Here is a 19,951-nt window from a genome sequence, read left to right on the forward strand (position 1 = left end):
GCCGCCGCCGCGCAGCGCAGCCGCCGCAGCGACCGCGCGCCGCGCTACGCGCGCACGTGCGGGTGCGCCCCGAGCTCCTCGGCGACGAGGAACGCCAGCTCGAGCGACTGCATGTGGTTCAGCCGCGGGTCGCACAGGGACTCGTACCGGGTCGCCAGCGTGGCCTCGTCGATCTGCTCCGAGCCACCCAGGCACTCCGTGACGTCGTCACCGGTGAGCTCGACGTGCATGCCGCCCGGGTACGTGCCGACCTCGCGGTGGGCCTCGAAGAAGCCGAGGACCTCGTCTACGACGTCGTCGAACCGGCGGGTCTTGTACCCGGTCGGCGTGGTCAGGCCGTTGCCGTGCATCGGGTCCGTCACCCACAGCGGGTTGGCGTCCATGCCCTTGATCGCCTCGAGCAGCTTCGGCAGCTCGTCGCGGATCTTCCCGGCGCCCATGCGGGTGATGAACGTCAGGCGACCCGGCTCGCGGTTCGGGTCGAGCTTGTCGACCAGGGCCTTCATGTCGTCGACCGAGGTGGTCGGGCCGAGCTTGACGCCGATCGGGTTCCGCACGCGGGACAGGAAGTCCACGTGGGCGCCGTCGATGTCGCGGGTGCGCTCACCGATCCAGATGAAGTGCCCGGAGGTGTCGTACGCCAGGCCGGAGCGCGAGTCGATCCGCGTCATGGGGCGCTCGTAGTCCATGAGCAGCCCCTCGTGCGAGGCGTAGAACTCGACGTGCTTCAGCTCGTCGAAGTCGGCACCGCAGGCGTCCATGAAGCGGATCGCGCGGTCGATCTCCTTCGCGAGGTGCTCGTACCGGGCGTTCGCCGGATTCGACGCGAAGCCCTTGTTCCACGAGTGCACCTGGCGCAGGTCGGCGAACCCGCCCTGGGTGAAGGCGCGGACGAGGTTCAGGGTCGACGCGGCCGTGTGGTAGCCCTGCACGAGGCGACGGGGGTCGGCCTGCCGGCTCTCCGGCGTGAAGTCGTAGCCGTTCACGATGTCGCCGCGGTACGCGGGCAGCGTCACGTCGCCACGCGTCTCGAAATCGCTCGAGCGCGGCTTGGCGAACTGCCCCGCCATGCGGCCCATCTTGATGACGGGCATCGACGCACCGTAGGTGAGCACGACGGCCATCTGGAGGATGGTCTTCACGCGGTCGCGGATCGAGTCCGCCGTCGCGCCGGCGAAGGTCTCGGCGCAGTCGCCGCCCTGCAACAGGAACGCCTTGCCCTGGGCGGCCGACGCGAGCCGCTCGCGCAGCTTGTCGACCTCACCCGCGAAGACGAGCGGGGGCAGCGTGGCGATCTCGGCCGAGGCGGCCTCGGCCGCGCTGGGGTCCGGCCACGCCGGCTGCTGCTTGATCGGGAGCGTCCGCCAATAGTCGAGGCCCTCGATCACGTCCGGATCCTGCAGGGCGACGAAGTCGGTCGACTCGAACAAGGGTGGTACCTCTCGAAGGGATGGTCGTCCGGGCGGATGCCGGAACCATCGAATCCTAACGTGCCGAGGCGCCCCGCCCATTCCGCGTGACCTTGCCGCGGAGGACCTGCTCGCGCGCCGTGCTCGCACGCTCCTTGACGCTCGTCGCGTAGACGTCGACGTACTCCTGACGGCTCAGCCCGGCGAGCTCGTGCATGACCTCGTCGGTGACGCTGCGGAGGATGAAGCGGTCGGTCTCGAACCCCTCGAACCGCGAGAAGTCGAGCGGCTTGCCGAAGACGACGCCCACGCGCTTGAACTTCGGGAAGCGCTGCCCGATCTGCTGCACCTCGCGCGTGCCGACCATGGCGACGGGGACGACCGTGACGCGCCCCTCGAGGATCATGCGCGCGATGCCGGTCCGCCCGCGGTAGAGCTTGCCGTCGGGGCTGCGGGTGCCCTCGGGGTAGATGCCGAGCTGCTCGCCCCGTGCGAGGACCTGCAGGCCGGTGCGGAGCGACGCCTCGGACGCCTTGCCGCCGGACCGGTCGATGGGGAGCTGACCGATGGCGTTGAAGAAGGTCTTCGTCGCCCAGCCCTTGAGGCCGCGCCCCGTGAAGTAGTCGCTCTTCGCCAGGAAGGAGAGCCGCCGGTCGAGCACGGCCGGCAGGATCACCGAGTCGATGAAGGAGATGTGGTTGGACGCGAAGATCACCGGACCCGACGTGGGGACGTGCTCACGGCCGACGACCCACGGCCGGAAGAGCGTGAGGATGAGCGGCCCGAGCAGGAAGTTCTTCAGCAGCCAGTAGGTCATCGTCGACTCCGAGACGGTGGGGTGGTGCGACCCTACGCCGTGCGGGCGTGGATCCGAGCCAGGTCGGCCGCGCCGACGACACCGGCGTCGTTGACGAGTTCGGCGATCACGAAGTCCGGCTCCGGGTGGTAGCCGCGGGCCGGCAGGTTGTTGAGGTACGCCTGCTTGATCGGGTCGAGCAGCCGGTCCCCCGCGCTCGCGACGCCGCCGCCGAACACGAAGAGCTGCGGGTCGAGCACGGCGGACAGCGAGGCGCAGGCCTCGCCGAGGTGCCGCCCGAGCCGCCGCAGGGCAGCGAGGGCACCCGGGTCGTCGGCCAGGATGAGGTCACCGACGATGTGGCCGTCGAGCTCACCGCCGTTGGCCGCACGCGCGTCGGCGAGTGCGGAACCGATGCCGCCGGCGTCCGCGACGTCGTTGGCCATGCGCTGCAGGGCACGGCCGGAGCCGTACTGCTCGATGCAGCCACGGGCCCCGCAGCCGCACGGCAGGCCGTTCGGCACGATGCGGAGGTGGCCGATCTCACCACCGGTGCCGAAGCCGCCGCGGAAGAGGCGGTCCTCGGTCACGATCGCGCCGCCGACGCCGGTGCCGATCGTCAGCATCGTCATGTCGGACACGAGCCGACCGGCACCGAAGCGGAACTCCGCCCAGCCCGCCGCGTTGGCGTCGTTGTCGACGGTGATGTGCAGGTCGCCGATGCGCTGCTGCAGCTTCTGGCGCAGCGGCTCGTTCCGCCACCGGATGTTCGGCGTGTAGTAGACGATCGACTGCGAGGCGTCGATGAACCCCGGAGCGGCGACGCCGACGGCGCTGACCTCGTTCGCGGCGCGCAGTCGCGAGACCATCGCGACGACGTCGTCCAGCATGGCGTCCGGGTCCGCAGCGTTGGTGGCCACCCGGTCCTCGGCGACGATCTCGCCCAGTTCCGTGACGACCGCACCCGCGATCTTGGTGCCCCCGATGTCGATTCCGATGGCGTGCACGAGGAACGAGCCTACCGGTTCCCTGCGTGCACACGGAACGCACGACGTCGCGCCCTATGCTGGCGGTGTCGCCTCGACGATGAGGCGGACTCGAATCGAACCGGCCGACAAGGGAGTCACCGTGAACGATCAGCGGCACCCAACCCCGATCACCGCACCCGACCACGGTTCGGCGGCGCGACTGCTCTCCGAGCGGGCGCGGGCGACGCCGGACCGTCCGATCCTCGCCGAGCGCCGCGGCGACACCTGGACCCCGATCAGCGCGGCCGACGTCGAGCGTCGGGTCCGCGGGATCGCGAAGGGCTTCGTCGCCGCGGGCCTCGAACCGGGCGCCCACGTGGCGATCCTGTCGCGCACCCGCCTCGAGTGGACCCTCGTCGACTTCGCGGTGTGGACCGCCGGTCTCGTCTCGGTCCCGGTCTACGAGACCAGCTCCCCCGACCAGGTCCGCTGGATCCTCTCCGACTCCGAGGCCGTCGCGATCGTCGTCGAGCAGGAGGAGCACGCCCGCCGCGTCGCCTCGATCGCCCCCGACCTGCCCCACCTCGGCCAGCACTGGACCATCGACGGCGGCGGACTCGACGACCTCGTCCGTCTCGGCGAGGACGTCACCGACGCCGAGCTCGACGCCCGCACCGTCGACGTGCACGGCCACGACGACGCCACGATCATCTACACGTCGGGCACGACCGGCCGGCCGAAGGGGTGCGTGCTCCGGCACGACAACTTCACCGCGACCGTCGAGGGTGCCTCCGAGGCGATGCCCGAGGTCGTCGCCGACGACGCCTCGACGCTGCTGTTCATCCCGATGGCCCACGTCTTCGCGCGCTTCATCGCGGTGATGTCCGTCTCCGCCGGCGTCCTGGTCGGCCACGAGCCGGACACGAAGGACCTCATGCACGCTGTCTCGACGTTCAAGCCGTCGTTCCTGCTCGCGGTCCCGCGCGTGTTCGAGAAGATCTACAACTCCGCCGAGCAGAAGGCCGACCTCGGCGGCAAGGGGCGCATCTTCCGTGCGGCCGCGAGGACCGCCGTCGCACACTCCGAGGCCCTCGCGGCGGGCAAGGTGCCCCTCGGCCTCGCCCTCCGGTTCAGGCTCTTCGACCGGCTCGTCTACGCCAAGCTCCGCGACGCGATGGGCGGACGCGTCCGCTACGCCGTGAGCGGTTCCGCACCGCTCTCCCCGCGCCTGTCGCACTTCTTCCGGTCGATCGGGGTGCTCATCCTCGAGGGGTACGGCCTCACCGAGACCACCGCGCCGGCGACCGTGAACCGCGCCGGTGAGCTCCGCATCGGCACCGTCGGACGCGCACTCCCCGGCGTCGAGGTCCGGATCGCCGAGGACGACGAGATCCTCATCCGCGGTGTCGACGTCTTCGACCGCTACTGGCACAACGACGAGGCCACCGCGAAGGCCCTGGTGGACGGGTGGTTCCGGACCGGTGACCTCGGCCGGCTCGACCCGGACGGCGTGCTCACCGTGACCGGCCGTGCCAAGGAGCTCATCGTGACCGCCAGCGGCAAGAACGTCGCGCCAGCCCCGCTCGAGGACGGCATCCGCGAGCACCCGCTCGTCGGCCAGGTCGTCGTCGTCGGCGAGGGCAAGCCCTTCGTCGCCGCCCTCGTCACGCTCGACCGGGACATGCTCCCCGGCTGGTGCGAGGCCCGCGGGATCACACCGGCACTCAGCGCGCACGAGGCCGCGTACGACGACCGCGTCCACCAGGCCGTGCAGGAAGCCATCGACGCCGCCAACCAGCGCGTCTCGCGCGCCGAGTCCGTGCGGTCGTTCACGGTGCTCGACACCGAGCTCACCGAGGCGTCGGGGCACCTCACGCCGAAGCTCACGATCAAGCGGGCGGTCGTCTTGAAGGACTTCGCCGCCGACGTCGAGCACATCTACTCGGGGTCGAAGGTGCAGACCACCGCGACGCCCGTCGTCGAGGGTCGCCGACGCCGGGTCTAGGTCCGCGACGCATGCCAGGAGGCGCGGCACCGGTCTCGTGGACCGGCACCGCGCCTCCTGTGCGTCACCCTGCGCGCGGGGCGCGACCCGTGGTCGCGTCCGCCTGCGCGTTCAGCGTTCCTGCTGCGGCTCCGGCGCGTCGAGGACGGCCGTCGACGAGGTCGTGACGGGGACCTCGGCGGGGCGGCGGTTGGTTCGGGTGCGGTGCGAGCTGAGCTCGTCGTCCTGTGCGGTCATGGGGGTGTCCTGGGGGTGTGGGAAACGGTGTCGGTGGGAAGCCGACGGCGATACGGTACCTCTTCGTCAGGACAAAGGAACAATCCCGCGTTGGGGTGTCATGCCGACGTTCACGGAACGCGAACGGCGCGGCACCCGAGATCGGCCTCGGGCATGCCCGAGCCCGTCCCGACCGCGGTCGTGCAGAGGGTGTGCGAGCCGCTCGCCAACGGGACCGCGAGGCGGTAGCCGGAGGCCGGTGGCGCGTCCGGGTGCACCTTCCGGACGTCGGTCCGGGTGATGCCGGTCGAGCCGGTCGCGAGGACCCGACCGGACTCGGTGACACGGATCGTCACCGGGCGGGTCGTGTCCGGGTCGTAGGCCCAGCCGGCCGCCGTGACACCCGTCGCGGTGACCGTGGGCGCCTGGTCGTGGCCCCGGGGGTCGTGGGAGCCCACCGGCGCTGCCGACATCCGGACGGGTGCCGCGGAGGTGCTCGTGGCGGTCGAGCCGTCCGGGTGCCGGAGGGTCACGGTCGCGTGGTAGCTCCCCGCCGGCAGCGTTCCGAGCACGAACGGCACGCTGTTCGCACCCTTCACAACGGCCGCACCGTCCACCAGCACACGCTTCGTCGTGGTGCCGTCGCGCGTCACGGTGACCTTCGCGGTGGTCCCTGCGGTCCAGGCGGCGTCGTGGAAGCCGATGCGTGTCCACCCGCTCGCTGCCGGGTCCGCGCGGAGGTGGAACGACTTGAGGTGCCAGACGGCGGCGCCGCGGTCCTCGTTCGGGTCCCACCGCAGGCTCGTGACGACCTGCTTCCAGCCGGGGCTGCCCTTCGGCATCGTCTCGTCGAGCGGGTTCCGGGCCGCGAGGTCGATGCGGTTCTCGCCGGACTCGTTCGGTCCGGCCGGGGTGGCGTTCGCACCGGAGAAGGTGAGGACGTCGTTGCTGACCTGCAGGCCCTTCGCGCCGCGGACCGACCACACCAGGCGCGCCATCTTCCCGCCGCCGGGGGCGTTGCGGAGGTCGTAGGCGCCGTCGTACGTCATCGACCACGACAGCCAGTGGTACTGCTTGCCGTCGAACGCGGACACCGGGAACACCACCTCGGGGTCGCGGACGATCGGGCCGGCGTTCTGCGCCGTCAGGCCGACGGAGCTCCAGCTGCGGAAGCGCGCGTTCTTCAGGGTGACCCCTCGACCCGCGACACCGTTCGTCAGGACCCAGGAGCGCCCGCGCTGCACGGCCGCGAGGTCCTTGCCCTGGTCGGGGTTCGGGCTGTCGACGACCGCGATCGGTCGGGCGACGACACGGAACGAGCCGTAGTCGCCGGCGGGCAGGGCGTCCTGCGGGGTGGACCCGCCGTGCAGCCGGGTCCAGTCGATGCTGACCTTCCCGCTGGGGTGCTCGCCGGTGTGGACGACGATCGGCTGCACACGGAGCAGCGTCGGCTTCGAACCGGTCCAGGGGACGTGGCCGCCCATGACGGACCGACCGGTGAGGTCGACGTCCACGACGTGGTTCCCCTTCTGCACCGGTGCGGTCACTCCGCCCATGCAGCTGAGCGATCGTTCGGGGCAGGTGAACCAGCTGATCGCGATCTGTCGGCCGGCGTACGGCTGGTCCATCGACACCGAGAGGTGCGTGTAGCGCTTGGTGTCGATCGGGTGGAGCGCGCCGTCGCGTCCGTAGGGCAGCGTGCCGGGCATGGTCTCGACGGGTGAGAAGTAGGTGGAGCGCTCAAGGGTGCCGACCAGGTGGCCCTTGGTGATCGAGTAGCGGCCGTAGCCGACGCGGTCCGTGTTCTGGTCGGCGGTGTTGCTGTAGTCCCAGGGGTCGCCGAAGGTCTCGGTCGCGTAGTCGGGCGACTCGGTGTAGGTCGGGATGGTCGCGGTGGCCGCGGTCGCCGTGGTCGCTCCGGCCGTGGCCGCCGGGGGCGTGCTCGCGGTGGCCGCTCCGGCCGTGGCCGTGGTGGCCGGGCCGACTGCGGTGGCCGTGGCGACGGCGAGGACGCCGAGGATCGCGGCGACGCCGCGGCGGACTCGTCCCTGTGTCATGGTGCTCCCCTGCTCGACGCAGGCCACCGTACCCAGGGCTCGGACACACCTCTCCCCCGAGTCAGGGTGCCGCCCGACCGAGGGTGGGCACTTCGGAGGACTAGTGGAACCAGTCCTGCGCGCGGATGTCGCGGAGCGCCTGGCGGCGGATCTCCGGATCGAGCGTCATGACGTACACGGTGCCGTCGAGGTGGTCGACCTCGTGCTGGAGCGCCTCGGCCATGAGCCCGGTGCCCTCGAGCACGACCTCGGCCCCGTCGACGTCGACGCCGCGGACCTTGGCGTACGGGGAGCGCCGGGTCGGGTAGGACAGCCCGGGCACCGACAGGCACCCTTCGTCCATGAGCTCGGGCTCGCCGCCGACCTCGACGATCTCGGGGTTCAGCACGTAACCGACCTCGCCGTCGACGTTGTACGAGAACGCGCGCACCCCGACGCCGATCTGGGGAGCGGCGACACCGGCGCGGCCGGGCTCCTTGACGGTGTCGATGAGGTCCTGCACGAGGTCGCGGATGCCCTGGGTGCCCAGGGCCTCGGGGCGGATCGGGTCGGCCGGGGACCGGAGGACGGGGTCGCCGAACAGGCGGATGGGACGGACGGTCAATTTACTGCAGCACCACCAGGAGGTCGCCGGCGTCCACCTGCTGGGTCGCCGGGATCGCGAGACGGCCGACGGTCCCCGCGACGGGTGCCGTGATGGCCGCTTCCATCTTCATCGCCTCGATGCTCGCCACGGCCTGACCGGCCTCGACGACGTCACCGACGGCGACCTTGAGCGTCACGACACCGGAGAACGGTGCCGCGACGTGCTTCGGGTCGGTCTTGTCCGCCTGCTCGGCGGCCTTCGTCTCGACCTCGATCGACCGGTCGCGGACGTACACCGGGCGGAGCTGTCCGTTCAGGGTCGCCATGACCGTCCGGACGCCGCGAGCGTCGGCCTCGCCGATGGCCTCGAGCCCGACGAACAGGTCCACGCCCTTGCCGAGCGGCACGACGTGCTCCTGCTCGGGGCGCAGACCGTACAGGTAGTCGACGGTCGGGACGACGGACAGGTCGCCGTACTGCTCGCGGACGCGCTCGAACTGCTGCGTCGGCTGCGGGAAGAGCAGCCGGTTGAGGGCCTGTCGACGCTCGGGACCGGGGGCGTCGAGGTGCGCCCGCTCAGCGTCGGGCACCGAGGTGATCTCGAGCCGGACGTCGCGGCCCGCGAGGACCTTCGACCGGAAGGGCTCGGGCCAGCCACCGGGCAGGTCGCCGAGCTCACCGGCCATGAAGCCGACGACGGACTCCGGGATGTCGTACTTCTGCGGGTTCTGCTCGAAGTCGACGGGGTCGGCGTCCACCGCTGCCAGCTGCAGTGCGAGGTCACCGACGACCTTGGACGACGGCGTCACCTTCGTCGGACGACCGAGGATCCGGTTCGCCTCGGCGTACCAGTCCTCGACCTGCTCGAAGCGGTCGCCGAGTCCGAGGGCGATGGCCTGCTGGCGGAGGTTCGAGAGCTGACCGCCCGGGATCTCGTGCCGGTACACGCGCCCGGTCGGACCCGGCAGGCCGGACTCGAACGGGGCGTACGCGCGACGCACCGCCTCCCAGTACGGCTCGAGGTCGCCGACCGCGCCGAGCGAGAGCCCGGTGTCGCGCTCGGTGTGCGCCAGCGCCGCGACGAGCGCCGACATGCTCGGCTGGCTGGTCGTGCCGGCCATCGGCGCAGCGGCGACGTCCACCGCGTCGGCACCGGCACGGGCGGCCGCGAGGAGCGTCGCGAGCTGTCCGCCGGCGGTGTCGTGCGTGTGCACGTGCACCGGCAGGTCGAAGCGCTCCCGCAGTGCGGTGACGAGCCGCTCGGCCGCGCCGGCACGGAGCAGGCCGGCCATGTCCTTGATGCCGATGACGTGCGCGCCAGCCTCGACCATCTGCTCCGCGAGGCGGAGGTAGTAGTCGAGCGTGTAGAGGTCCTCGGACGGGTCGAGGAGGTCGGCGGTGTAGCAGAGCGCCGCTTCGGCGACGGCCGTGTCGGTGGCGAGCACCGCCTCCAGGGCCGGGCGCAGCTGGTCGACGTCGTTGAGCGCGTCGAACACGCGGAACACGTCGACGCCCGTCGCGGCGGCCTCGGCCACGAACGCGTCCGTCACCTCGGTCGGGTACGGCGTGTAGCCGACGGTGTTGCGGCCGCGGAGCAGCATCTGGATCGGGATGTTCGGCATCGCCTCGCGGAGTGCGGCGAGCCGCTCCCACGGGTCCTCGCCCAGGAAGCGGAGCGCGACGTCGTAGGTGGCGCCGCCCCAGGCCTCGACGCTGAGCAGCTGGGGCGTGAGCCGGGCGACGTACGGGGCGACCGCGACGAGGTCCTTCGTGCGGACACGCGTCGCGAGGAGCGACTGGTGGGCGTCCCGCATGGTGGTCTCGGTGACGGCGAGCTCGGTCTGGGCGCGGAGGGCCTTCGCCCACTCGGTCGGGCCGATCTCGCGCAACCGATCGCGTTGACCGAGCGGCGGTGGGCTCGTCAGGTCGACGACCGGCAGCTTCTCGCTCGGCTCGACGGTCTGCGGACGACGCTCGCCGTTCGGTTTGTTGACGGTGACTTCAGCGAGCCAGTTCAGCACCTTCGTGCCGCGGTCCTTCGAGACGTGGCCGCCGAAGAGCTGCGGGCGCTCCTCGATGAACTTCGTCGAGATGTCCCCACGGTCGAAGTCGGGGTCCTCGAGCACGGCCTGCAGGAACGGGATGTTCGTCGACACACCCCGGATGCGGAACTCGGCGAGTGCACGCTTCGCCCGGGCCACCGCCGCCGGGAAGTCGCGACCGCGGCAGGTCATCTTCGCGAGCATCGAGTCGAAGTGCGGGCTGATCTGGGCGCCGGTCGCGACGGTGCCGCCGTCGAGCCGGACGCCGGCGCCGCCCGGGCTCCGGTAGGTCGTGATCCTGCCCGTGTCGGGACGGAAGCCCTGCGTCGGGTCCTCGGTGGTGATGCGCGTCTGGAGTGCGGCGCCGTGCACGCTGACGGTGTCCTGCGACAGGCCCAGGTCGGCGAGGGTCTGCCCGGCGGCGATGCGCATCTGCGACTGGACGAGGTCGACGTCGGTGACCTCTTCGGTGACGGTGTGCTCGACCTGGATGCGCGGGTTCATCTCGATGAAGACGTGCTGGCCGGCTCGCTCGCCCTCGGTGTCGAGGAGGAACTCGACCGTGCCGGCGTTGACGTACCCGATCGACCGGGCGAAGGCGACGGCGTCGCGGTGCAGCGCCTGCGCGATCGTCGGGTCGAGGTTCGGCGCCGGTGCGATCTCGACGACCTTCTGGTTCCGGCGCTGGACCGAGCAGTCGCGCTCGAAGAGGTGGATCGTGCCCGCGTCGGTCCCGGTGGCGTCGGCGAGGATCTGCACCTCGATGTGCCGCGGACGGATGACCGCCTGCTCGAGGAACATCGTCGGGTCGCCGAAGGCGCTGTCGGCCTCGCGCATCGCCTCCTCGAGGGCCGCGCGGAGCTCGGCCTTCGTCTCGACCCGGCGCATGCCGCGGCCGCCCCCGCCGGCGACGGCCTTCGCGAACACCGGGAACCCGATGTCGTCGGCGCCGGCCAGCAGTTCCTCGATGTCGCGGCTCGCCGGCGTGCTCGCGAGGACCGGGACACCGGCAGCGATCGCGTGCTCCTTCGCGGTGACCTTGTTGCCCGCCATCTCGAGCACGTGTTCGCCCGGGCCGATGAACGTGATGCCCGCAGCGGCGGCAGCGGCGGCGAGCTCCGGGTTCTCGGACAGGAAGCCGTACCCGGGGTAGATCGCGTCGGCACCGGACTCGCGGGCGACACGCACGATCTCGGAGACGTCCAGGTAGGCCCGCACCGGGTGTCCGCGCTCCCCGATCAGGTAGGCCTCGTCCGCCTTGAGGCGGTGCAGGGAGTTGCGGTCCTCGTACGGGTAGACGGCGACGGTCTTCGCCCCCAGCTCGTACGCGGCCCGGAAGGCACGGATGGCGATCTCGCCACGGTTGGCGACCAGGATCTTGCTGAACACGAGGTCCCTTTCAGCCCGGGTTGAGGTGAGACAACCCTACTGGCGGTAACGTTGCTCACCGTGCATGTACTCAGCGTGAGCTCCCTCAAGGGTGGTGTCGGCAAGACGACGGTGACGCTCGGCCTGACTTCGGCCGCGTTCGCCAAGGGACTGCGCACGCTGGTGGTGGATCTCGACCCGCAGTCGGACGTCTCGACCGGCCTCGACATCAACATCTCCGGCCACCTCAACGTGGCGGACGTGCTCGAGAACCCGAAGGAGAAGATCGTCCGACAGGCGATCGCCCCCTCGGGGTGGACGAAGGGCTCCCAGGGCAAGATCGACGTCATGGTCGGGTCGCCCTCGGCCATCAACTTCGACGGGCCGCACCCCTCGATCCGCGACATCTGGAAGCTCGAAGAGGCCCTGGCGAACGTCGAGCAGGACTACGACCTCGTCCTCATCGACTGCGCTCCCTCGCTGAACGCCCTCACCCGCACGGCGTGGGCGGCGTCCGACCGCGTGACCGTCGTCACCGAGCCCGGACTCTTCTCGGTGGCGGCAGCCGACCGTGCCCTCCGAGCGATCGAGGAGATCCGCCGCGGGCTCTCCCCCCGCCTGCAGCCGCTCGGCATCATCGTGAACCGTGCCCGCGTGCAGTCGCTCGAGCACCAGTTCCGCATCAAGGAGCTCCGGGACATGTTCGGCCCGCTCGTGCTCTCGCCGCAGCTGCCCGAGCGGACCTCGCTGCAGCAGGCGCAGGGCGCGGCGAAGCCCCTGCACGTGTGGCCGGGCGAGTCGGCGCAGGAGATGGCGCGGAACTTCGACCAGCTGCTCGAGCGCATCATGCGCACGGGCAAGATCGGCCCGTACGCCGAGGGTGGCGCCGCCTAGGGCGGTCACCGCCGGCGCGCGGCCGGCTTGGCACGCGGCCGGCTCGCCTGGCCCGCTCTGGCTCGCCTGGCCGGCTCTGCTTCGCCGAGGTCGCACAACACGCCGCTCACGTTCGCCGAGGTCGCACGAAGTGTCGCCGGAAACGAACGCAGGCGGCAGAACGTGCGACCTCAGGCCTGCCCGAACGGACGCCACAGCAGAATCTGCGACCTCACCACCGTCACGCGACGGCCAAGCTCTGCCGATCGGGCTGCACGAAACTCGGACCGTGGGTCGCACAACGCGCCACTCACGTCCGCCGAAGTCCCACGAACGGCCGCTGGAAACGAAAGCCAGCGGCAGAATGTGCGACCTCGTGCCACCCGAAACGGACACCTGCGGCAGAATGTGCGACCTCGCGACTCAAGCGGACGCGGGCGTGGCGGGCCCGAGCCCGGCGGGCCGGGCGCGCGCGGGACTAGGAAGCGCGGGAAGCCCGGCGGGCGGCGAGCTCGTCGTCGGGGTCGGCCGCCGGGGTCGCGTCGAGCTCGACGAGCGACGACTCGACCTCGCGCAGGACCTTGCCGACCGCGATGCCGAACACGCCCTGGCCGCGGGAGACCAGGTCGATGACCTCGTCGTCCGAGGTGCAGAGGTACACCGAGGCACCGTCCGACATGAGCGTCGTCTGCGCCAGGTCCGAGACGCCGGACTCGCGCAGCTGGTTCACGGCGGTGCGGATCTGCTGCAGGGAGATCCCGGTGTCGAGCAGACGCTTCACGAGCTTGAGCACGAGGATGTCACGGAAGCCGTACAGCCGCTGGGACCCCGAGCCGGCGGCCCCGCGGATCGTCGGCTCGACGAGCTCGGTGCGGGCCCAGTAGTCGAGCTGACGGTAGGAGATGCCGGCGGCACGGGCAGCGACGGTGCCGCGGTACCCGTTCTGCTCGTCGTGCTCGGGCAGGCCGTCGGTGAAGAGCAGCCCGAGGTCGTACCGGGTCATCTCCGACTCGGTGCCGGGGGTGTCGTTCCCACTCATCAGGCTGCCTTCCACGACGATCGAGCTCCCAACTGAACGTTCAACGACGGGTTGAGAGTTGTTCCGAGGTCCACGGTAGCGACTCGGACCGCTCCGGCGCGGGACATCCGACTCGGCGCGTCCGGCGTGTCGAGGATACGCCCCACCCGCCGACGCGCACCAGCGGCCAGGGAGGAACGGGCCACCATGCGCGTCATGCGTCGAGACGCCCGATCGCCGTCCGGATGAGGTTCGACCGGATCACCTCGAGGTGGCCGGCGATCTCACGGGCGAGCTCGGTCGCCTTCGCCCGGGAGGTGGCGTCACCGCGCCGGGACACCGGCATGAGCGCGGACTCGATGAGCCCGACCTCGCGCTCGGCGACGCTGCGCATCGTCCGCAGGTGCCGCGGTTCGATGCCGGTGCGCTGGAGTTCGACGAGGGCCTTGAGCACCGAGACGGCGTCGTCGCCGTACGTGTCGGCAGCGGGCAGCAGCGAGGCGGAGACGGCGTCGGCGAGGAGCATCGGCGACGCGCCGGCGGCCCGGACCGTCTCGTCGCGGGTGTGGCGGCGTTCGCGCCCGAGGATCGACGGCTTCGGTGCGTCGCCGCCGCCGGGCAGAACCGGCTCGCGCCCGGCATCGAGGTCGGCCAGGTACTCCTTGATGACCTTGAGCGGGAGGTAGTGGTCACGCTGCAGACCGAGGACGATCCGCAGTCGCTCGACGTCCGCCGCCGAGAACTTCCGGTAGCCGCTCGCGGTCCGGATCGGGGTGACCAGCTCGCGCTCTTCGAGGAACCGGAGCTTCGAGCTCGACAGGTCCGGGAACTCCGGCTTGAGGCGTGCGAGGACCTGCCCGATCGTGAGCAGGTCCGGTACCGCGGACCCCGCCCGGGCCGCGGCGGACCGTGCGGCCACTACGCGGTCGCCAGGCGCGCCAGGTCGACCCGGGAGGCGTAGAAGGTCAGGCGGAACTTGCCGACCTGCACTTCGGACCCGTCGGTGAGGAGTGCTTCGTCGATGCGGACGCCGTCGAAGTACGTGCCGTTGAGCGACCCGTTGTCCTTCACGCTGAAGCTCGTGCCGTGGCGGAGGAACTGCGCGTGCTTGCGCGACACCGTCACGTCGTCGAGGAAGATGTCCGCGTCGGGGTGGCGCCCCGCCGTCGTGACGTCGGAGTCGAGGAGGAACCGCGCACCGACGTTCGGCCCGCGACGGACCACGAGCAGCGCCGACCCGGAGGGCAGCGCGTTGATCGCTTCACGTTCTTCGGCGGACACACCGGACTCGGCGGTGAGCGCCGCCCCCATGTCCATGCTGAAGGTCAGTGTGGTGTCGACCAGCCGCTGCTCAGGGGTCTTCTGACCGTTGGGCTGCGGGACCACTGGTTCTGGCATCGTGGACCTCCTCCTCTTGGCGCACCAGCGTATCGGAAACGAGTGGCCGAACGGCAGCCCCGAACGGGGCTGGGGACAACTCGGCAGAACGCGTACAGCGAACGTACCGGCAACACGGATCCCACGGACGGACTGGAGGCGCGGTGCGGGCTGGCACCGCGCCTCCGGTCCGACAGGTGGTCGCGACCGACCGTCACCGCCCGCGCGCCAGCAACCACAGCAGGTAGGGCGCTCCGATGACCCCCGTGACGACACCGACCGGCAGGGCGTTCCCCGGGATCGCGAACTGGGCGATGAGGTCGCTCGCCAGGGTGATCGCGGCACCGACGGCCGCGGTCGGTGCAAGGGCGACGCGTCCGCGGCCGACGAGTCTCCGGGCGATGGGAGCGGCCATCAGGGCGACGAACGACACCGGTCCCGCGGTGGCGACGGCGGCCGCGGTCAGGCACACGGCCGTCAGGAGGAGCAGCACCTTGGCACGGTTCGGCCGGAGTCCGAGGGACGAGGCGACCTCGTCGCCGAGCGTCAACACGGTGAGCCGCGGGGACTGCAGCAGCGCCAGCGCCATCAGCACGACGAACGCGACGGCGAGGACCCCGACGAGGTTCCGGTCGACGGCGTTCAGGCTGCCGGAGAGCCAGAGGAGCGCGGTACCGGCCTGGGTGACGGTGCCGCTCGTGAGCATCCATCCGGTGATGCTCAGGCAGACGGCCGCGACGCCGATGCCCACCAGGACGACCCGGTTGCCCGTGATGCCCCGGCGCCACGCCAGTCCGGCGATGACGAGGGAGACCAGGAGCGCTCCGACGAGCACCACCGAGAAGAGGGTGCCGCCGCTGGCGCCGAACAGGACGATCGCGGTGAGGCCGGACGCGCTCGCGCCCGAGGTGATGCCGATGACGTCGGGACTGGCGATGGGGTTCCGGACGACGCTCTGCACGATGCCGCCCGCCACGCCGAGCGACGCTCCCACGAGGATCGCTCCCGCGACCCGGGGACCGCGGAGCTGGCCGATCACGAAGTCCGAGACGGTGTCGCCGTGCCCGACGAGCGCGCCCGCGACCTGCAGCGGCGAGAGGGGGATCTCGCCGACGCCGAGGCCGACGAGCACGAGGGCGACGAGCAGGACGAGGACGGCACCGAGCACGAGCCACTCACGCCGAGCGGCGCCCGCCACGGGACGTCCACTTCTCGTCACGGGACGTGCGGCCCCGGTCACGGGACGTCCGTCGCCGGTCAGAGGACGTCCGTCGCCGGTCACAGGCCCTTCACCGCCCTCGACCGGACGAGCCAGATGAACACCGGGGCACCGATGAGCGCCGTCACGATGCCGACCTGCAGCTCGCCCGGGTAGGCCACGACACGGCCGATCACGTCGGCCACGAGCAGGAGCGCCGGGGCGACGAGGGCCGACAGCAGGATGGTCCAGCGGTGGTCCGGTCCGCTCAGTCGACGGACGGCGTGCGGTACGGCGAGCCCGATGAACGCGATCGGTCCGGCCGCAGCGACCGCCGACCCGGCGAGCAGCACGGTGACGACTCCCCCGACGGCACGCACGAGCACGACGCGCTGGCCGAGCGACGCGGCGAGCTCGTCCCCGAGCGCGAGCGTGTTGAGCGACCGGCCGAGGCCGAACGCGACGACGAGCCCGACGAGCACCGGGAGCGTGATCACCCCGGCGGTGCCGAGGTCCTTGCCGGCGAGTGCTCCGACCTGCCAGAACCGCAGCTGGTCGAGCAGGCTCTGGCTCGTCACGAGCACGGCCGTGGTGATCGACGACAGTGCGGCGGCGACGACCGCTCCGGACAGGGCGAGGCCGACCGGCGACAGCCCGCGTCGTGCCACGGCGGCGATGCCGTACACGAGGAGCGCGGCGAGTGCGGCACCGACAAACGCGAACGGCAGGTAGGCGGCGGTGCCGCTGACGCCGAAGAGCGCGATCCCGGCGACGACCGCGAGCGCGGCCCCCGAGTTGATGCCGAGGACGCTCGGGTCGGCCAGCGGGTTCCGCGTGACGCCCTGCATCACCGCGCCGGCGACCCCGAGCGCCGACCCGGCCAGGAGCCCGACGACGGTACGGGGCACGCGGTTGCCGAGCACGATGAGGCCGATCTCGTCGTTGCGCCCGGGGTGCAGCACCGTGTCGAGCACGGTGCCGAGCGGGATCGGGCGGGAGCCGAAGGCCACCGACAGCGCCACGGCCACGACGAGGACGACCACCGCCAGCACGGTGGCACCGACGAGTCGGGACACGGAGCTGGGCGCGGGAGGGGTGGGCGACGGCGAACGCATGGGAAGTAAGGCAACCCTAACGGACGACGTCGTTCGGCGACCCCCGAGCAAGCCGTGAGCGGCCGCAGGGTCCGTTCATAGGTTCGTCATGGGAACCGGGCCTGTACTCGTACCCATCGACGCCCGACCGGGTCGCCGATGGACGACCGGAGAGCACCGATGAACGAGACCCCGAACCCCGCCGCCGACGAGAACGGCACCGCTCGCACCGACGCCGCGCAGCCGCAGGCCGGGGCGACGTGGGAGGCGCCGCACGCCGACCCGTCGACCCTCCGCTCGGCCTACGCGTTCGACGGGAGCGGCCCCTTCCTCTACGGGCCCGACGGCTCCGGCCCGTACGGCTACACCCCGGACGGCCGCGGCCCGTTCCTGATCGGCAGCCCGTCGCTCCCGGGGTTCCAGCAGGGCTGGGTGCACGGTGCGGCAACGGCGAACCACTGGACGGCGACGGCGAACCACGGCGGCGCATCCACGAAGCGCCCCCGTCGGCTCGGGCTCATGATCGGCTCGGGGATCGCGGCGCTGGCGATCGTGGGTGCCGCGGGCGGGACCGCGCTCGGGCTGTCCTCGCAGCACACGACCACGACCTCGAGCCAGTCGCAGGGAACGACGCTGCCGGACACCGGCACGGGTTCCGGCACCGGGTCCGACGGCAGCGGCACGAACGGGTTCACCGTGCCGGGCGACGGCACCGGCGGCGGGTCGAGCGAGGGCAGCAGCGGCACGAGCACCGAGTCCGCGGCGACCGCGGCGACGAGCGCCCAGAAGAAGGGCGTCGTGACGATCAACACCGTGCTCAACTACGACGAATCGTCCCAGGCTGCGGGCACGGGCATGATCCTCACCTCGAACGGCACGGTCCTCACGAACAACCACGTGATCCAGGGTGCGACGAGCATCACGGTCACCGACGAGACGACCGGCAAGGAGTACAAGGCGGACGTCGTCGGGACCGACGCCACGCACGACGTCGCGGTCCTCAAGCTCGAAGGCGCGTCGGGCCTGTCCACCGTGACGCTCGACGACGACGGCGAGCCGAGCACGGGTGACACCGTCACCGACGTCGGCAACGCCGAGGGCACGGGCAACCTCGTCGCCGCCGAGGGCACCGTGACCGCCACCGACCAGGACATCCAGGTGCAGAGCGAGTCGGGTACGGGCACCGAGTCGCTGCAGGGCCTCATCGAGGTCGCGGCCGACATCGTGTCGGGCGACTCCGGCGGTCCGGTGCTCGACAGCGAGGGCGAGGTCGTCGGCATGGCGACCGCTGCCTCCTCGGGCACGGCGGACGTCACCGGGTACGCGATCCCGATCACCACGGCGAAGTCGATCGCGGACAAGATCCTGGCGGGCGAGTCCTCGTCGACGATCACGATCGGGCTGCCGGCGTTCCTCGGGGTCGAGGTCAGCGGGACGGCCTCGACGGGTGGCGTCGCGGTCGCGGGCACGGTCGAGGGCTCCGGTGCCGCGTCGGCCGGTCTCGCCGCCGGTGACACGATCACGAGCATCGACGGCACCGCCGTGGCGAGCTCGGACGCGCTGACCTCGGCGATCCAGTCGCACTCGGTCGGGGACAAGGTGACGGTCGGGTACACCGACAGCACCGGTGCCGCGAAGACCGTGACGGTCACGCTCACCGCCGGCCCCGCCGCGTAGCGCGGAGCGGGAGCGCCTCAGCCGAGCAGCGCCCGCACCACCGACCGGTACACGTTCGCCGGGGAGTCCGTCGTGAAGACGGTCTCCCCGGCTTCCGTGCGTCCGACGCGTGCGAAGCCGTGCCCCGCGGCGTGCACGACCACGATCGGGTTCGGCTTGCCGGGCCGCCGCAGCGACGACACCGTCCACGGGGCCGCCCAGAACCGCGCGAGCCGCGGGTCCGCCTCGGCGATCGCCGCCGGCAGGTCGGGAGCCGCGTCCGTCCCGGAGGTCCGGCGCGCGAGCAGGTCTGCCCGGACCGACCCCGTGCGGAACGGGAAGGTCCATGCCGGACCGATGCCGAGCCTCCCGGCCACGAGCGCGACCACGCGCTCGACCGGCAGCTGCGCGATCACCGCGCCCGTCTCGTCCGTCCCGTCGACGACGGTCTCCGACCAGGCCTGGAGGCGCGTGGTGCGCCCGTCGGGCAGCCGCTGTTCCAGGGTGACCGGCTGGGCATCGCCCTCCCACGGTGCGAGGAGCGCCTGCGTCGGCTCGGGCAGCGTGCCGAGCCGACCGACCAGGCCGGACTCGATGAGCTCGCGTCCGGCGGGCGTGCGGAGGAGGGTGGGGTTCCAGCGACGGCCGGCGAGGGAGCGCAGGGTGGCGAGGGACTCGGTGCCGAGGTGCGTGCCCTCGAGGTCGGCTGCGGGCGCGGGCTCCGGCAGTGGCTCGAGGTCGCGCTGCACCCGCGACGGTGCGGGTTCGGTGGCGCGGACACCGTCGAGCACCGCGAACACGAGGTCGTCGGTGGCGAGCATCCGAGCGAGGGGGCGCTCGATGGTGAGGTCGACGCGGTGCCGCCCGGTGACGAAGAGCAGGTGCGCTCCCGAGACGTCACCGCCCTCGTCCGGTCGGACGTACTCGACGAGGCGCGCAGGCGCTCCCGCGGACGTCCAGGGGTCCGAGCCGATGAGCCGGAGTCCCTCGACCGATCCCGGGAGGCGCTCCAGCAGGCTCGTGTGCTCCTCGGCTACGGTCCGGTCGCTCGGACGGGAACGGACGGTGAGCACGACGTCGTCGCCGGTGACGCGCAGGTCCGCCTGGGCTGAGTCCTCGCGGCGCCACGCGTCGGGGCGGCGGAAGGTCAGGCGGGCGGTGCGGTCCTCGGTGCCGAGCGGGACGGGGACTGCCATGGCACGAGGCTACGTCGGGGCCGGTGCGGGGGCGGTGGCGGCTCGCCGGGCGCCGGCGCTTCCGGTGGCGCCGGCGCGGGTCGGGCGCGGGTC

16 protein-coding genes are annotated in these 19,951 nt (G+C 71.8%); 3 read left to right on the top strand and 13 right to left on the bottom strand.

Going from position 1 to position 19,951, the window contains the following annotated elements:
• Positions 1–44: 44 nt before the first annotated feature.
• From Q7F20_RS12270 to Q7F20_RS12280, 3 genes are all read right to left on the bottom strand, one after another.
• Entirely contained in the window at positions 45–1,388 is a 1,344-nt protein-coding gene (locus Q7F20_RS12270) for a class II 3-deoxy-7-phosphoheptulonate synthase (protein WP_305740381.1), read from the bottom strand.
• A gap of 97 nt (positions 1,389–1,485) precedes the next feature.
• On the bottom strand, positions 1,486–2,226 hold the full coding sequence (locus Q7F20_RS12275; protein WP_305740368.1) for a 1-acyl-sn-glycerol-3-phosphate acyltransferase: 741 nt from the start codon (positions 2,224–2,226) through the stop codon (positions 1,486–1,488).
• 32 nt (positions 2,227–2,258) lie between these two features.
• On the bottom strand, positions 2,259–3,212 hold the full coding sequence (locus Q7F20_RS12280) for an ROK family glucokinase (RefSeq protein WP_070418641.1): 954 nt from the start codon (positions 3,210–3,212) through the stop codon (positions 2,259–2,261).
• Positions 3,213–3,333: 121 nt separating this feature from the next.
• On the opposite strand from Q7F20_RS12280, the gene Q7F20_RS12285 reads away from it, so the two are divergent.
• Positions 3,334–5,178 (top strand): long-chain fatty acid--CoA ligase, encoded by a 1,845-nt coding sequence (locus tag Q7F20_RS12285; RefSeq protein WP_305740369.1) that lies wholly within the window; start codon positions 3,334–3,336, stop codon positions 5,176–5,178.
• A gap of 111 nt (positions 5,179–5,289) precedes the next feature.
• Here the strand turns inward: Q7F20_RS12285 and Q7F20_RS12290 are convergent, their stop codons facing one another.
• From Q7F20_RS12290 to Q7F20_RS12305, 4 genes are all read right to left on the bottom strand, one after another.
• On the bottom strand, positions 5,290–5,415 hold the full coding sequence (locus Q7F20_RS12290; RefSeq protein WP_305740370.1) for a hypothetical protein: 126 nt from the start codon (positions 5,413–5,415) through the stop codon (positions 5,290–5,292).
• Positions 5,416–5,525: 110 nt separating this feature from the next.
• Positions 5,526–7,451: a hypothetical protein gene (locus Q7F20_RS12295; RefSeq protein ID WP_305740371.1), complete on the bottom strand. Its 1,926-nt coding sequence runs from the start codon at positions 7,449–7,451 to the stop codon at positions 5,526–5,528.
• A gap of 100 nt (positions 7,452–7,551) precedes the next feature.
• Positions 7,552–8,055 (bottom strand): peptide deformylase, encoded by a 504-nt coding sequence (locus Q7F20_RS12300; protein ID WP_305740372.1) that lies wholly within the window; start codon positions 8,053–8,055, stop codon positions 7,552–7,554.
• 1 nt (position 8,056) lies between these two features.
• Positions 8,057–11,467, bottom strand: coding sequence for a pyruvate carboxylase (locus Q7F20_RS12305; protein ID WP_305740373.1), 3,411 nt, complete (start codon positions 11,465–11,467; stop codon positions 8,057–8,059).
• Positions 11,468–11,527: 60 nt separating this feature from the next.
• Between Q7F20_RS12305 and Q7F20_RS12310 the strand changes: the two genes are divergently transcribed.
• Positions 11,528–12,340: a ParA family protein gene (locus Q7F20_RS12310; protein WP_305740374.1), complete on the top strand. Its 813-nt coding sequence runs from the start codon at positions 11,528–11,530 to the stop codon at positions 12,338–12,340.
• Between the two features lie 457 nt (positions 12,341–12,797).
• Here Q7F20_RS12310 and Q7F20_RS12315 read toward each other — a convergent pair whose 3' ends face one another.
• The 5 genes from Q7F20_RS12315 to Q7F20_RS12335 form a co-directional block, all read right to left on the bottom strand.
• On the bottom strand, positions 12,798–13,358 hold the full coding sequence (locus Q7F20_RS12315; RefSeq protein WP_070418635.1) for a MerR family transcriptional regulator: 561 nt from the start codon (positions 13,356–13,358) through the stop codon (positions 12,798–12,800).
• 193 nt (positions 13,359–13,551) lie between these two features.
• Entirely contained in the window at positions 13,552–14,256 is a 705-nt protein-coding gene (locus Q7F20_RS12320; protein WP_305740375.1) for a MerR family transcriptional regulator, read from the bottom strand.
• Entirely contained in the window at positions 14,256–14,735 is a 480-nt protein-coding gene (locus tag Q7F20_RS12325; RefSeq protein WP_305740376.1) for an FHA domain-containing protein, read from the bottom strand. The genes Q7F20_RS12320 and Q7F20_RS12325 overlap by 1 nt, the downstream gene beginning before the upstream one ends.
• A 193-nt stretch (positions 14,736–14,928) precedes the next feature.
• Positions 14,929–15,954 carry an iron chelate uptake ABC transporter family permease subunit gene (locus Q7F20_RS12330; RefSeq protein ID WP_305740377.1) on the bottom strand — a complete coding sequence of 342 codons (1,026 nt, stop codon included), beginning with the start codon at positions 15,952–15,954 and terminating at the stop codon, positions 14,929–14,931.
• A 38-nt stretch (positions 15,955–15,992) separates the two neighbouring features.
• Complete coding sequence (locus Q7F20_RS12335; RefSeq protein ID WP_305740378.1) at positions 15,993–16,988, bottom strand: iron ABC transporter permease; 996 nt, start codon at positions 16,986–16,988, stop codon at positions 15,993–15,995.
• A 198-nt stretch (positions 16,989–17,186) separates the two neighbouring features.
• On the opposite strand from Q7F20_RS12335, the gene Q7F20_RS12340 reads away from it, so the two are divergent.
• Positions 17,187–18,683: a S1C family serine protease gene (locus Q7F20_RS12340; protein ID WP_305740379.1), complete on the top strand. Its 1,497-nt coding sequence runs from the start codon at positions 17,187–17,189 to the stop codon at positions 18,681–18,683.
• Between the two features lie 17 nt (positions 18,684–18,700).
• Here Q7F20_RS12340 and Q7F20_RS12345 read toward each other — a convergent pair whose 3' ends face one another.
• Positions 18,701–19,858 (bottom strand): hypothetical protein, encoded by a 1,158-nt coding sequence (locus tag Q7F20_RS12345; protein WP_305740380.1) that lies wholly within the window; start codon positions 19,856–19,858, stop codon positions 18,701–18,703.
• Positions 19,859–19,951: the final 93 nt, after the last annotated feature.

The organism is Curtobacterium sp. A7_M15, assembly GCF_030705415.1.
Classification (GTDB): domain Bacteria; phylum Actinomycetota; class Actinomycetes; order Actinomycetales; family Microbacteriaceae; genus Curtobacterium.

What these genes read in the sequence shown, in the direction of transcription:
- Q7F20_RS12345 (WP_305740380.1), bottom strand. Translation starts at nt 19,858, where the DNA reads ATGGCAGTCCCCGTCCCGCTCGGCACCGAGGACCGCACCGCCCGCCTG.
- Q7F20_RS12340 (WP_305740379.1), top strand. Translation starts at nt 17,187, where the DNA reads ATGAACGAGACCCCGAACCCCGCCGCCGACGAGAACGGCACCGCTCGC.
- Q7F20_RS12325 (WP_305740376.1), bottom strand. Translation starts at nt 14,735, where the DNA reads ATGCCAGAACCAGTGGTCCCGCAGCCCAACGGTCAGAAGACCCCTGAG.
- Q7F20_RS12315 (WP_070418635.1), bottom strand. Translation starts at nt 13,358, where the DNA reads ATGAGTGGGAACGACACCCCCGGCACCGAGTCGGAGATGACCCGGTAC.
- Q7F20_RS12290 (WP_305740370.1), bottom strand. Translation starts at nt 5,415, where the DNA reads ATGACCGCACAGGACGACGAGCTCAGCTCGCACCGCACCCGAACCAAC.
- Q7F20_RS12275 (WP_305740368.1), bottom strand. Translation starts at nt 2,226, where the DNA reads ATGACCTACTGGCTGCTGAAGAACTTCCTGCTCGGGCCGCTCATCCTC.
- Q7F20_RS12295 (WP_305740371.1), bottom strand. Translation starts at nt 7,451, where the DNA reads ATGACACAGGGACGAGTCCGCCGCGGCGTCGCCGCGATCCTCGGCGTC.